At 71.0% G+C, this 13,474-nt stretch carries 13 protein-coding genes and 2 pseudogenes; 10 read left to right on the top strand and 5 right to left on the bottom strand.

The window, feature by feature from the left end; all coding sequences use genetic code 11:
* Window positions 1-53: 53 nt before the first annotated feature.
* Entirely contained in the window at window positions 54-245 is a 192-nt protein-coding gene (locus tag CTZ28_RS24750) for a DUF397 domain-containing protein (RefSeq protein WP_121891891.1), read from the top strand.
* A gap of 179 nt (window positions 246-424) precedes the next feature.
* Here the strand turns inward: CTZ28_RS24750 and CTZ28_RS24745 are convergent.
* The 3 genes and pseudogenes from CTZ28_RS24745 to CTZ28_RS24735 all read right to left on the bottom strand — a co-directional run.
* Window positions 425-970 (bottom strand): annotated as a pseudogene (locus CTZ28_RS24745) (MerR family DNA-binding transcriptional regulator); the annotation flags it as partial.
* 66 nt (window positions 971-1,036) lie between these two features.
* Window positions 1,037-1,543 (bottom strand): glutathione peroxidase, encoded by a 507-nt coding sequence (locus tag CTZ28_RS24740; protein ID WP_121891890.1) that lies wholly within the window; start codon window positions 1,541-1,543, stop codon window positions 1,037-1,039.
* Between the two features lie 163 nt (window positions 1,544-1,706).
* Window positions 1,707-2,726: a helix-turn-helix domain-containing protein gene (locus CTZ28_RS24735; RefSeq protein WP_121891889.1), complete on the bottom strand. Its 1,020-nt coding sequence runs from the start codon at window positions 2,724-2,726 to the stop codon at window positions 1,707-1,709.
* Between the two features lie 78 nt (window positions 2,727-2,804).
* Between CTZ28_RS24735 and CTZ28_RS24730 the strand changes: the two genes are divergently transcribed.
* From CTZ28_RS24730 to CTZ28_RS24700, 7 genes are all read left to right on the top strand, one after another.
* Window positions 2,805-4,100 (top strand): MFS transporter, encoded by a 1,296-nt coding sequence (locus CTZ28_RS24730; RefSeq protein WP_259471792.1) that lies wholly within the window; start codon window positions 2,805-2,807, stop codon window positions 4,098-4,100.
* Window positions 4,101-4,339: 239 nt separating this feature from the next.
* A complete protein-coding gene (locus tag CTZ28_RS24725) occupies window positions 4,340-4,891 on the top strand; it encodes an EF-hand domain-containing protein (protein ID WP_121891888.1) in 552 nt (183 codons plus the stop codon).
* Window positions 4,892-4,909: 18 nt separating this feature from the next.
* Window positions 4,910-6,028: an isocitrate/isopropylmalate family dehydrogenase gene (locus tag CTZ28_RS24720; RefSeq protein ID WP_121891887.1), complete on the top strand. Its 1,119-nt coding sequence runs from the start codon at window positions 4,910-4,912 to the stop codon at window positions 6,026-6,028.
* Window positions 6,025-6,696: a cysteine hydrolase family protein gene (locus CTZ28_RS24715; protein ID WP_121891886.1), complete on the top strand. Its 672-nt coding sequence runs from the start codon at window positions 6,025-6,027 to the stop codon at window positions 6,694-6,696. Before CTZ28_RS24720 ends, CTZ28_RS24715 begins: the two co-directional genes overlap by 4 nt.
* A complete protein-coding gene (locus CTZ28_RS24710; protein ID WP_121891885.1) occupies window positions 6,645-7,556 on the top strand; it encodes an SAM-dependent methyltransferase in 912 nt (303 codons plus the stop codon). Before CTZ28_RS24715 ends, CTZ28_RS24710 begins: the two co-directional genes overlap by 52 nt.
* Window positions 7,557-7,677: 121 nt before the next feature.
* Entirely contained in the window at window positions 7,678-8,904 is a 1,227-nt protein-coding gene (locus CTZ28_RS24705; RefSeq protein ID WP_121891884.1) for an HNH endonuclease, read from the top strand.
* A 410-nt stretch (window positions 8,905-9,314) separates the two neighbouring features.
* Window positions 9,315-9,980 (top strand): fascin domain-containing protein, encoded by a 666-nt coding sequence (locus tag CTZ28_RS24700; RefSeq protein WP_121891883.1) that lies wholly within the window; start codon window positions 9,315-9,317, stop codon window positions 9,978-9,980.
* Between the two features lie 281 nt (window positions 9,981-10,261).
* On the opposite strand, the gene CTZ28_RS24695 is transcribed toward CTZ28_RS24700, so the two are convergent.
* Complete coding sequence (locus CTZ28_RS24695) at window positions 10,262-10,951, bottom strand: glycosyltransferase family protein (RefSeq protein WP_121891882.1); 690 nt, start codon at window positions 10,949-10,951, stop codon at window positions 10,262-10,264.
* 291 nt (window positions 10,952-11,242) lie between these two features.
* Here CTZ28_RS24695 and CTZ28_RS24690 point away from each other — a divergent pair, with 291 nt between their 5' ends.
* Window positions 11,243-12,448, top strand: coding sequence for a glycosyltransferase (locus CTZ28_RS24690; protein WP_121891881.1), 1,206 nt, complete (start codon window positions 11,243-11,245; stop codon window positions 12,446-12,448).
* Window positions 12,449-12,601: 153 nt separating this feature from the next.
* Window positions 12,602-12,988, top strand: coding sequence for a cupin domain-containing protein (locus CTZ28_RS48595; RefSeq protein ID WP_121891880.1), 387 nt, complete (start codon window positions 12,602-12,604; stop codon window positions 12,986-12,988).
* A gap of 104 nt (window positions 12,989-13,092) precedes the next feature.
* Here the strand turns inward: CTZ28_RS48595 and CTZ28_RS48590 are convergent.
* Window positions 13,093-13,274: pseudogene (locus CTZ28_RS48590) on the bottom strand (IS3-like element ISRhosp1 family transposase); the annotation flags it as partial.
* Window positions 13,275-13,474 lie beyond the last annotated feature (200 nt).

Below are 13,474 nucleotides of genomic sequence, written 5' to 3'. Positions count from 1 at the left end.
TCGGAAGACCGTTGGCGTGAATCGCACTACAGAAACTCGCAACAGGAGTGGACATGGCACTGCTTCAGGGCGCCACGGCGACGTGGACGAAGTCCTCCTATTCCGCAGGGAACGGGGCGTGCGTCGAGGTCAAGTCGCCCGCACCCGAGGGACTCGCCGTACGCGACTCCAAGGTTTCCGAGGGGCCGACCCTGGCCTTCCCCACCGACGCGTGGAACGCCTTCGTGGCATCGGTCAAGGCGTAGGGAGGCTTCCCTGACCCCGCCGGATCCCGACGACAACTGCACACGTCACACCTGCACACATGACAGTTCACCACCGCGCCACCCACAACTGCACGACCTACAACTGCACAAGCTCGACCCAGAGCCCTCTCGACCAGTTCGCCGTCCTTGCCGAGGGGGCTCGCCCCTTTCCCGCCGCGTCCGGTCCGCGTACGCCGCCGCCCCGCCAGCCACTCCTCCACCGCCTCGAAGGCGGCGAGGATCTGCGGGTGGGCCACCTGCGCCTTGGTGATCCTGGTGAACGCCAGCCGGGCCGCGGGCTCCACCCGTACCCGGGTCTCCCAGGCCCGCCCGTGCCGCGCGACCCACTCCCGTGCCGCGGCCTCGTCCGCCACCGGCACGCACGACTCCGCGGGCCCGTCGCTCTCCATGGACACCTCGGAGTGGTACACGACGTCCGCCAGCGTGTGCCGGGTCTCGGTGAGCGCACCACCTGCTCGGCCACGTCCACCGTCCCGACCTCGAACCTTCCGTACATCTCGGAGCTCCTCCCCGACAGCCGTCCACGGAGGTACTCGGCGAGCGTCCGCTGCCCCGCCACCCGCGCGGTAGTAGCGGTAGCCGCTGAGCTCGTCGACGTACGCCGGGGACAGCAGCCCGAGACGGTCGTACAGCCGCAGGGCCTTGGCCGACAGCCGGGCCCGGGCGGCGAACGCGCCGATGCTGAGCAGTCCGTCCTGCGTCACCGGGCGGCCCGTCCGCCCGGTGACGAGCACGCTCGGCCCTGCCCCAGGGTCAAGGTCAACCGCCGCTCAGCCGAGCTGGCCCTCGATGGCCGCCACGACCTCCGCTGACTCCGGCTCGGTCTGCGGCGCGAACCGGGCGACGACCGTGCCGTCCCGCCCGATCAGGAACTTCTCGAAGTTCCAGCGGATGTCGCCGCTGTGCCCCTCGGCGTCGGCGAAGCCGGCCAGCCGCTCGTACAGCGCGTGCCGGTCCGCCCCGTTCACCTCGACCTTCTCGGTCATCGGGAAGGACACGCCGTAGGTCGCGGAGCAGAACTCGGCGATCTCCTCGGCGCTGCCGGGCTCCTGCCCGAGGAACTGGTTGCAGGGCACGCCGAGCACGGTGAAACCCTGGGCCGCGTACCGCTCCTGGAGCCGCTCAAGACCCGAGTACTGCGGCGTCAGTCCGCACTTGGAGGCCACGTTCACGATGAGCACGGCCTGGCCCGCGTACTGCGGCAGATCCGCGGAACCCCCCTGGAGGGCACCGATCTCGACATTCAACACGGAGCCGTTCTGGTCTGTAGTCGTCATAACGAGATGCTAAGCGCGCCGGGATAACGCGATGCTAAGCAGCGCCCCGCAGGGGCGCGGGGCTGTGTCGATTTGCGGCTCCGCCGCGCGGGCGCGACCAGCCACGACGAAGCCGCAGCCGCCCAACAACGCATCACGGCCCCACCAGCGGAGCGCTACGCGGTCACCGAAGGGCCCCCGCCCCGACGAGCACCTCACCCGCCGCGGTCCGCGAGTACAGCACAGACCGCCCCGCCCGCCGCCGCTCCACCAGCCCCGCCGCCAGCAGTACCCGCAGATGCCGCCCGACCGACCCGAGCCCCTGCCCGGTCACCGCCGTCACCTGTGTCGTGCTCATCGGCGAACCGAGCAGCACCAGCACCTCGGCCCGGGCCGCCCCGAGCAGCGCGCCCAGGCCCGCGGGCACCGCCCGGTCCCGTACGTCGGTCAGCACCCCGGCGCAGGGGTAGATCACGGCGTACCGGTCCCGCTCCTCCCAGGACACCCAGCCGGTCCGCACGGTCACCGGCACGAACACCAGCTCCGCGCCGGAGATCTCCCGGGGCGGGTACTCGTGCCGGTTCACCTGGAGCCGGTTCTCGCCGAGCCAGCGCGTGCGCCCCGGCGCGAGCGCGTCCAGCGCCGCCGCCCAGCCGCCCCGGCTCACCTGCGCGGTCCGCGCGACCACATCCGCCTCCAGGACGCGCCGGCGCCGGTCCCAGTACGGCCGTACGGTCTCGGCCCAGACGTACTCCAGGAGCCCGGCCGCCCGGTCGGGCAGGTCGTCGCGGAGCAGCGCGACGGGGACCGGCCCGGCCAGGGACACCCGCAGATGGGCGCGCGCCGCCTCGGGGCGGGCCGCCCGCACCCGCGCCACGCCCTCCTCGAAGGTCTCTCCGTCGCGCGGCGGGGGAGTGAGGAAGTCGGCGTTCCAGCCCTCGACCTCCCGGCCGCCCCGCCGTCCGTCCGCCGGCCGGAGGGAGCGCTGCCGGCCCAGACCGGCCCGCACCAGCAGCGCGGTGACCGGGTCGGCCGCCAGCCGCGCCCGGTACCCGGGCAGATGCACGCGCAGCCACTCCGCCTCGCCGGGATGCGTCCCCGCGCCCGCGTGCAGCAGCTTGAGGGCGGCGAAGGTCTCGGCGAGCGGAGAGAGCAGGAAGCGGCTGCCGGCGAGCGTGTCGGCGTTGACCTGCCACCAGCCCACGGCGGCCTCCTCCCGTACGACGTTTCGCACCAGCGCGAAACAATAACGGCCGCCGCCGCCCGCCCCGAGACTCCCCGCATGCCCCACACCGAGCCTCCAGCCCGAACCAGCCCCACACCGCCCGTAGCCCCGGCGGGGCCCTCCCCGGACCGCTCGTCCTCCGCTCGGCCGGGATACCGGACCCTCTTCCGTACCGCGGAGTTCGCCCCGCTCTTCCTCGCCACCGCCGCGCACACCGCCGCCCAGACCGTCAGCGGCCTTGCCCTCGGCACGCTCGTGTACCGGGCGACCGACTCGCCGCTGCTGTCCGCGCTGAGCATGTTCGGCCCGTCGCTCGCCCAGGTGCTGGGCGCGACCCTCCTCCTGTCCGGCTCCGACCGGCTGCGCCCACGGGCCGCGCTGGCGGGCATCTCGCTGTCCTTCGCGGCCGGTACGGCGGTCCTCGCGCTGCCCGGCCTGCCGATCGCCGCGGTCTTCGCCGTCGTCCTCGCCCTCGGCCTGGTCGCCTCCCTCGGCGGCGGAGTGCGCTGGGGACTGCTGAACGAGATCCTGACCAAGGACGGCTATCTGCCGGGGCGTTCGGTGTTCAACATGATGTCCGGGATCATGCAGATCACCGGATACGCGGCGGGCGGCGTCCTGGTCGCCGTCCTCTCCCCGCGCACCGCGCTGCTGCTGGCGACCGCGCTCCACCTGGCGGCGGCCCTCGTCCTGCGCCTGGGCCTGACCGCGCGCCCGCCCCGTGCGGCCGGCCGCCCGTCGGTCGCGGCGACCTGGCGCACCAACGCCGTCTTGTGGTCCGCCCGTCCGCGCCGCCTGACCTACCTGAGCCTGTGGATCCCCAACGGCCTGGTCGTCGGCTGCGAGTCCCTCTACGTGTCGTACGCGCCGGACGCCGCGGGCACCCTGTTCGCCTGCGCGGCACTGGGCATGCTCGCCGGTGACGCGACCGTCGGCCGGCTGCTGCCGCAGCGGGTCCGGGCCCGGCTGGCGACACCGCTGCTCGTGCTGCTGGCCGCGCCCTACGCGGTGTTCGCGCTGCGCCCCGCGGTCCCGCTCGCCGCGGTCTGCGTCGCCCTCGCCTCCGTCGGCTTCGGCGCGAGCCTGGTCCAGCAGGAGCGGCTGATGGCCCTCACCCCGGACGAACTCAGCGGCCACGCCCTCGGACTGCACTCGGCGGGCATGCTGACGATGCAGGGCGTGGGCGCCGCGCTGGCCGGTGCGGTGGCCCAACTCACCTCGCCCGCCGCGGGGATGACGGCGATGGCGGCGGCCTCGCTCACGGTCACGCTGGCCCTGGCAGCGGCCGGCCGCCGCGCAGGCGGGATCCGCCGGGACCGGGAGCCCCGTACCGGCGACCGCCCCGCCCGCTGACTCGACACCGCCCCGCCCGCGTCCGCTCCGTCGGCGCACCGCCCTGCACGCCCCCACCCGAACACGCAACAGAATCAGGATGGTTCCATCTTTCTGGGGAAACATACTGCTTGATCGCATATGCCCCCGGCACTCGGACATGCATCCCTCGGGCCGGGCGACGTCCGGCCGTACGGAGCGCGCCGCCGGGCCCGCCCGCGCCCGCTCCGTGATGCGGCGTCAAGAGAGGTCACGAAGTCATGCGCGCAGAAGCCACCCAGCGAGTCGCCCTCGTCTTCTCCCTGCTGGACGCGAACGGCAACGGAGTCCTGGAGGCCGAGGACTTCACGCTCATGGGAGACCGGGTCGCCGCCGCGGCACCCCGGGCCGGCCAGCCGGCCAAGGACGCCATGCGGGCGGCCTTCGACCGGTACTGGACCACACTGCTCACCGAACTGGACGCCAATGGCGACGGCGTGATCAGCTTCGAGGAGTACACCGCCTGTGTGCTCTCGCCCGAGCGCTTCGACGCCACGATCACCGCGTTCGCCGGCGCCCTCGCCGCACTCGGGGACCCGGACGACGACGGGCTGATCGAACGCCCGGACTTCATGGCCCTGATGACGGCGATCGGCTTCGAACGCGCCGGTATCGACGCCCTCTTCGACGCCTTCGGCCCCACGGCCGACGACCTCGTCCCCGTGCCGACCTGGGTCGAGGGCATCAGGGACTACTACGCACCGGACAAGGCGGGCATCCCCGGGGACCACCTGGTCACCGGGGCCGGGGCGGGGACCGGGCCCGCGGCCTGACGCGGGGCCGGGTTCGCCATGAGCAGCGCGGAACACATCGTCGGCCTGGCCGTCGGCCGGGGCACGGGCGCGGAGATCGCGACGGTCTTCGAGCGGGTCCTGGACCGGTTCGCCCGGACCTACGGCAGCGACATCGCGGTGGTGCGCTCGCCGCGCACCTACCACTCGTACGTCTCCTTACGGTCGCACCCCGCCGCACGGGGCGGCGGCACCGCGGAGACGCGCCGGCTGACCCGGGAGGACGCCGACCACTACGAGCGGTTCGTCCGTGGCCGGGCCGCGGCCGGCACCCGGGTGATCTTCCGTACGGCGATCAACGCCCAGACCCTCTACCTCGTCCGGCAGCGGCTCCAGGCCGTGAAGGTGGACGCGTTCGACGCCGGCGGCGCCAGGATGCTGCTGGTCCGGGACCAGGCGCAGGGCTTCTACACCGGGGACAACGAGCACCGGCCCGGACAGGTCCGCCGGATCACGGAGTTCAGCCGGGAGATCACCGAGAAGGTCCTGGAGTACGCGGTGCGCCGGGCCCGGCGGGAGTGGCCGGACGAGGGGCCGGACCGGATCGTCATGGCGTACAAGTTCCATCTGCTGGACGGTGCGCTGGACGACTGGGCGGCCGAGTTCGCCGACCGGCACGGCATCGACGTACGGGTCCTCCAGCCGGACACGGTCAACCGGAACCTGATCGCGCACGGCCCGGACGACCGTACGGTCCTGGTGGCGGGCAACGAGTGGGCCGACATCATGCACGTCGTGCTGCTCGACCGGTTCGGCGCCGGACGCCAGGAGGACCACTGCACCCGCAATGTGCATCTCCACCCCGACGCACACGGCCTGGTCGAGTACCAGACGGTGCACGGCTCGGCCGACGACCTGGCGGGACGCGACCTGGTCAACCCTGTGGCCGCCATCCGGGCCGCCGCCGCGATCGCCGAGCGGCACGCGGACTGCCCGGGCGCCGGGGCCGCGGCGGAACGGGCCCTCGCCCGCGTCCGGCGGGCCGGCATCCTCACCCCGGACCTCGGCGGCCACCACTGCACGACGGAGGTGGCGAACGCCTTCCTCGACGCGCTGGAGCCGGGCGCGGAGGCGCGGGCGGGGCAGCCCGTCAGCACCTCACCGGTCGCCGGATCATGACGTCCGCGGCGCACCGGGGCACGGCGCTGGTCGTCGTCGACGTACAGAACGACTTCTGCACCGGCCCGCTCGCGGCCTCCCGCGGCCCCGGCGACCGGGCGGCACTGAGCACCGTCCTCGCCAACACCGTACGCGCGGTCGCGGCGGCCCGGACCCACGGCACCGAGGTGGTGTTCGTCCGCTTCGTCGGGGACCCGGCCCATCAGGGACCCGCCTGGCGGCGCCGGGACGAGCGGCGCGGCCGGCCGACCCGGTGCCTGGAGGGCAGTTGGGGTGCCGAGTTCGCGGCGCCGCTCGAACCGGCGCCCGGGGAGCGGGTGTTCACCAAGCGGGCGTGCTTCGACGCCTTCCTGTCCGCCGGCTTCGAGCGGTACCTCGTCGGCCGTGGCACCGGGCACCTGGCCTTCGCCGGGCTCTTCACCGACGTCTGCGTGGACAGCACGGCCCGTACCGCGTTCCAGAAAGGCTTCCACATCACGGTCCTCGGCGACTGCACCACCGCCCTGCACACCCCGGACGAGCAGATCCTGGGCTTCATGCGCCGCCTCTACGGCGCCCGGGTCACCCCGCACGAGCGCACCGCCGTATGGACCCGGCACCCCGGCGAGGAGGAGGCATGGCCGCAACCGCCCCAGAAACCGACGGCGTCGAGGAGGGCGTCGGACTGACCGCGCTCATGGTGGCCGCCGCGCGGGCCATCGAGACCGGCAGACCGGACGCGCTGGCCCGCGACGAGTACGCGGAGTACTTCGTCCGCGCCGCCCGGGCCTGCGCGGGCTGGCCGGTACGCCCCGACGAGGTGCCCGACGGGGACGCCGACCCCCTGTGGGGCAGGCTGGGCCGCTACTTCGGCCTCCGGACGCGGGTGTTCGACGACCACCTGCTGGGCCGCGCCGCGGCGGGCACCCGCCAACTGGTCCTGCTCGGCGCCGGCCTCGACATGCGCGCGTACCGCCTGCCGTGGTCGCCCGGCAGCACCGTCTTCGAGATCGACCAGGAGCCCGTACTCACCTTCAAACAGCGCACGTTGGACACGCTGAGGGCCGCGCCCCGCGCCCGGCGCGTGACGATCGCTGCGGACCTGCGACGCGCCGACTGGCCGCAGGCCCTGCTGGCAGCGGGCCTCGACCCCGCCCGCCCGACGGCCTGGCTGGCCGAGGGCCTGCTCCTGTACCTCCCACCGGCCGCGGAACGTCGCCTGATCACCGCCGTCACCGCCCACAGCGCCCCCGGAAGCTCCCTCGCGTACGAGGTGAAACAGGGCATCGAGCCGGCCGCGGTCCGCAACGCCCCCCTCTACACGGCGGCCCGCGAACGCATCGGCGTCGACCTGCTCGCCCTGTTCGACCCGGACCCCCGCCCGGACTCGGCCACTACCCTCACCCACCACGGCTGGCACACGACCACCCACACCCCCTTCGACTTCACCGCCCCCCTGACCAGCACCCCCCACGACCCCCTGTCCACGAACCGCTGGACTTTCGCCACAAACGAACGACGCCCCGACACGATCACGTCCGGCCAGTGACCCCGAACTCCAAGTCGCAACGCCATGAGCCCCTGGTCTCTGATTCTTCTGCCCGGCGCCCTTGACCACCGCCGGAAAGACACAGGCGGACAGGTCGGACCCGTTGCGTAGGGTTCTTGCCATGGCGTTGACGGACATAACCCGCACCGAGGTTGAGAGGGCGATCGAGGAGTGCGACCGGCTCGGACGCGAGGGATTCCTTGAACGCTACGGCTTTCGGCGCGCCCGCCGCTTCCTGGTGGCATATGAAGGCCGGCACTACGACTCCAAGGCGATCATCGGAGCCGCACACGGCTACCTGCCCGGCCAACGTCCGCTGATGGCAAGCGAGTTCTCCGGCGGCGCACAGCACGCTGCCCGACTTCTGAAGGGGCTGGGCTTCGACATTCTGGAGGGCCTTCCCGCGAGCGCCCTCACCCACGACGAGCTCATCGATCTCGTCACCAGCGTGAAGGCGAACCGCTCTTCAGGCGCTCCTGCCCTGTACAAGCCCATCACGCTGCTCTGGGCGATGGGGCGGGCCCTGCGCGGTGAGCCCCGGCTGCTTCCCTGGTCGGCGACCGAGGAAGCCCTCGCGGATCTGCTGGCGCGACACGGCATGAGGGGGGAGAAGCAGCGTCCCGACTATCCCATCGCCTCTCTGCACCGCGAAGGACTGTGGACGCTGCACGACTACGCGGGCGACGTCCCCACCGCACACGGCGACGGGAAGGTGCGCCGCTGGTTCGCCGAGAACCAGCCGCGCGGCGGTCTGCCCGAGCCGGTGTACGACCTGTTCCGGCACTCCGCCCTGACCCGCCTTGCCGTGATCGACGAACTGCTGGGCACCTTTTTCGACGGCCTCGACCCCGCACCACTCCTCGCTGAGGTCGGTCTTGAGGACGTTGACGTGGACAGCCCCCCTCGCCCGACCGGGAGCAGCCCGGAGCAGTGGCTGCTCACCGCGGCCGAGTACGAACGCGGCTGCAGACTCGTCGAGCTACGGGAGGCGCAGACGCATGGCGAGCGGGTCTCCCGCACCACGCACAGCCCGAAACGATCCCAGGTCGCCCGCTATGCCGTCCTGAACCGCAGCGAAGGACGCTGCGAGAACCCGCGGTGCACGGGGCAGCCTGCCGACGTGACCGACCGGAAGCTGCCGCTACTCGAAGTCGATCACGTCGTGGACCTCGCTCTGGGCGGCCGCGACCACCCCAGTCAGATGGTTGCCCTGTGCCCCAACTGCCACGCGGTGAAGACGCGCGGCAGCACCCGCGAGACGCTCCGCGAAATCCTGCTCGAGGTGGCGATGGAGCGGCACAAGGCAATGGAGACAGCCAAGGGCAACTCGGCTGCACTGCGCCCGTAGCCGTGGACGAGCGGGAAGCCGGCAGACCCGACGACAGCGAACACGGCATTTCATCAACATGAACGGAAAGCAGCGGAATCAGTAATGCCGGCAACTCGAATCGAGTGCCCCCGAACCGCCGTTAAATCACTGCCGAAAACCACGCCCACCGTTTACGCTGAGGCGGCTACGCCGAATGGCGCAGCGGCTGCCGAAGCGCCCGGGGAGGGGCGCTGATCGCAGTTGTCGGGGGTGCGGAGAGAAACGGAAGGGGCCCCGCCGCGCGGCCGGGAATTCCCTGCGCGCGTGAAGCGGCCGGCGCTGCTTGTTCCGTAGATCTCCCGAGAAACGAGCGGAAACCCATCGCGGGCCCACTGTCTCGCCGTGCCCGGAATCCGTTTCACGAAGGGTGAGGAAGAGCTGTGCGACGCATGACCCCTGTCCTTTTGTCCCTCAGCGCTCTGCTGGCGGCCTCCGCCTGGGCCGCACCCGCGGCCGGAGCCGCCCCGCAGGCCGACCGGCCGACGGCCGTCCCCAGCGGGTGGGAAGCGGTGGACGGCACCGAACTGCCGGGCATCGCCCAGCACACGGACGCCCGGCAGGCGCCGCTCGCCGCCGGCGACGGTGTCTCCACGACGGCCGAGGAGCCCGATCTGCTGGCCGTGCAGTCGGTCCGCAACGGGAAGTACGTCGCGACGGAGAAGACGTACCCCGCCCCCAACACCGGTGTGCTGCGGGCCCGTTCCGCCGAGTACGCCGGCTCCTGGGAGGGCTTCGCCCTGGAGTGGGACGAGACCACCGGGACGGTCGCGCTGAAGTCCCTGGCCAATGACCGTTACGTAGCGGTCGAGAAGAACTTCACCGGCAGCGCGCAGAACGTGCTGCGCGCCCGCTCCACCAGCGTGGGCGGTTGGGAGCGGTTCTACCTCTACTACCACGAGGAGCTCGGCCGCTGGGCGTTCCAGTCCACGCTGAACGGCCTCTTCGTCACCATGGAGAACAGCTACAGCGGCTCGCTCCAGTACGCCCTGCGCGCCCGCTCCGCCACCATCTCCGGCTCCTGGGAAGAGTTCAAGCTCTACGGCCTCGGCGCCTGACACCCACCCACCCGGCACAGGCGTCGGCGAGACGGCCGGGCGGCCCACCTCGGTGAGGTGAGCGCCGCAGGGAATCCCGAGAACCACAAGAAGGCCCGGGCCGGCGCCCCGGGCCTTCTTCCTGGACCAGGTGCCGAGACCCGGACTCCCGCTCTCGGCTTGGGAAGCGAAGAGGATCTGGCGCCTTGTGTGGTCGTAAGGGGCCGTGTTCCACGGGGAGTTGCCCGTTCATGAACCGGATGCTGAAGTACCTGGCCGGCGCGGCGGTCACGGCGGCTGTGTCAGCCCGCAGGAGTGTTGTAGTTGATGATTCCCTCCACCATGAGAGCGACCGCACCGGCCAGTGGGCTGTCCGCCCCTCTTCTCACCACGTCGGGTAACTTGTGGGCCTCGCTCTCGGTGGCTGCGACCATGCCCCAGAACGCGTTGAAGCCCGAGGGATCCGTCGGCTTGTCGGTGGCCGCGCCCACCGTCGAGAAGCCGCCCGCCTCGACCACGGCCAGCGCGCCCATCTGCCGCAGTACGTCGGGATCCCGCTCTTCGGCGGCCACGACGCTCCAACCCGTCACCTCTACGTGCAGCAACGCGGTGAGGAGACTGCCGGCACTGTCCGCGTCGGAAACAACGATGTCAGGCAGGACAAGGGCCACCGGCCCGTGCGTCATAGGCAGGGCGGACCGGATCGCTCCGTCGAGACCCGGTTCAAGTGACTCGTTCTGGTAGACAAAGACCATTTGAAAGGTCTCGGCGTACCGTGCGAGATAACGCACCGTGTCCAACTTGTGCGTCCCGAATACGACGACCAGGCGCACGTTGAGTCCGCTTTCGGCCAGTTTGACAACGGCCTCCAGACTGCGATCCAGGACCGTGACCCCAGGAGCCAGACAGTGCAACTCCTTCGAGTAGGGCGCACTGAATCGCGTTCCGAGTCCAGCGCAGGGCAAGATGACCGAAACATCAGGGATGAACACTGACGAACTATGCATTCAGCAGCTCTCAGGTTGTGTTGACGATCGGGAGCCGGCCTGGAAGGCACGCCGGCGCTCACCGTAGCCACCGAGGACGGTTCCAGGCGAGATGCAGCGTCAATCAACTCGATCATCACCTTGGTCCGGGGATCACCGCCGCATTCAGCACCACGCGACTTACACTGCTGCCGCATATTCCTTACGACCGACGCATCGCTGTCAACGGGCCCTGCGCGAAGCTTGGGCGGGTACGGGCCGAAACGCATGGGAAGACAGAACGAAAGAGGGCGCAGAATGCGGGTGTTGTTGTCCACATACGGGACGCGTGGCGATGTCGAACCGCTCGTGGCACTCGCGGTGCGGTTACGGGAGCTCGGTGCGGAGGTGCGGATGTGCGCCCCGCCGGACGACGAGTTCGCGGAGCGGCTGGACGGTCTCGGCGTACAACTGGTGCCTGTCGGCCCACCGGTGCGGGAGTTGATGCGCGGGACGGCTCTGCCGTCGGCGGCGGACCTGTCCCGGTACCGGACCGAGCTGGTTGACACACAGTTCGACATCTACCCTGCAGCGGCCGACGGATGTGACGCGCTGGTGGCGGCCGGCCTGGCGCAGATAGCCGCGCGGTCCGTGGCCGAGGCCGCGGGCATCCGCTACGTGTACGCCAGCTATGCGGCGGTCCACCTGCCGTCGCCGCACCATGCTCCGCCGCCACGGCCGGGCTGGCCGGAGCCGGAGGTCAACGACAACCGGACGCTGTGGGAGTTGGACGCCCACCACGTGAACGCGCAGTTCGGCGAGGCGCTCAACGGCCACCGGGCAACGATCGGTCTGCCACCGGTGGACAACGTCCGCGACCACGTCTTCACCGGCCGGCCGTGGCTGGCGGCGGACCCGGCCCTGGGACCGTGGCGGGAGACCCCGGGCCTCGACGTGATACAGACGGGCGCGTGGAGCCTGGCGGACGAACGCCCGCTCCCCGCCGACTTGGTGACGTTCCTGGAGGCGGGTGATCCGCCGGTCTACGTGGGCTTCGGCAGCATGAGCCCGTCGCAGGACATCGCCCGCGGGGTCATCGAGGCGCTCCGCGCACAGGGTCACCGCGCACTGGTCTCCCGCGGCTGGGCGGACCTGGGCCTGGTCGACGACCGAGACGACTGCTTCGCCATCGGCGAGGTCAACCACCAGGGTCTGTTCGGCAGGGTGGCCGCCGTGGTGCACCATGGCGGCGCGGGCACGACAGCGACGGCCGCCCGGGCGGGCGTGCCGCAAGTGGTGGTAGCCGCCCAGATGTCGGACAACCCGTACTGGGCCGGCCGGGTGGCGGACCTGGACATCGGTGCGGCACTCGACGGTCCGGTTCCGACCGTCGAGTCCCTGAGCGCCGCGTTCAAGACGGCCCTGGCACCCGAGACCCGTGAGCGGGCAAGGGAGTTGGGCACCAGGATCCGTACCGACGGAGCGGCGGCGGCCGCGAGTCTGCTGGTCGAGGCCCTCCGGTGAATTCTCGCCCAGCACATGCCGAAATACTCGCGTGAATGAAATTCGACTTGGCCATGTGGGCCGACGCCGGTCTCCGATTGTTCGGCGCCCTGTTCCGTACGTGCTGATCACTCTGCCGATCAAGACAGTGGTCGACTGCTAGCGTTCGGGCGCATGGAAGACCGCGTGTACGTAGGCAATGCAGGCAAGGACGCGACAATGGACCGGGGATGGCTGCTCGGCCACTTCAGGGAGCACGGAGATCCTCGCCACAGCCACGCCGTGGAGGTCAAATGGGGCGTCCATCCACGCGGTGACCAACGAGCGCAATGGGTTGAGGGCGAGGTGCGTACGGCTCTCCTGGTTCTCATCTCAGGTCGCTTCCGCATGGAGTTCCCCGGTCGTAGCGTGCTGCTGGAAGAACTGGGCGACTATGTCGTTTGGGGGCAGGGAGTGGATCACTCTTGGGTCGCTGAAGATGACTCCGTGGTACTGACCCTGCGATGGCCTTCTGTGCCTGGATACGCGGTACCACAGGAGACAGAGCGGACGAGTTTCTGAACGCGGCCTGGCCTCGCCCATCACCGAGTAGGCCGACCGGCAGAACAGCTCCTCCGAGTCGAGGCGTCGCTGGTGGAGGGGTTCCTCCCTGGAAGTCCGTGTTGGTCGGCGATGGACCAGCCGATCACGCGGCGCGAGCAGATGCCGATGACCATGGCCGGACACAGCCGGTGATGTCGCCGCACCACCGGGTGTTCAACGACTTCGCGGTGAAGTCACGCACGGCCAGATCCGGTACGGAGGGGCCGGCTGGGCGCGGGGCAGATGACGTCCGACGACCGGAACGGGCCTCCTCTGCCTTCAGCAGCCGCTGGTTCCCGGCCCGCAGCCGGACCAGTCCCGCGGCCCCGCTTCCTAATGCTGTCGTCAAGCGGCCGTAGTCACTGGAGGCGCGACTTGATAGCACCGTCGGTCACGGATCAGAGCCCACAGAACGTTGACACGTCGGCGGGCGAGAGCGAGCACGGCCTGGACGTGTTTCTTCCC

The organism is Streptomyces shenzhenensis (assembly GCF_003688995.1).
Classification (GTDB): domain Bacteria; phylum Actinomycetota; class Actinomycetes; order Streptomycetales; family Streptomycetaceae; genus Streptomyces; species Streptomyces shenzhenensis_A.
The sequence above is the reverse complement of the archived record's forward strand: the minus strand, read 5'-3'. Positions and strand labels throughout refer to the sequence as shown.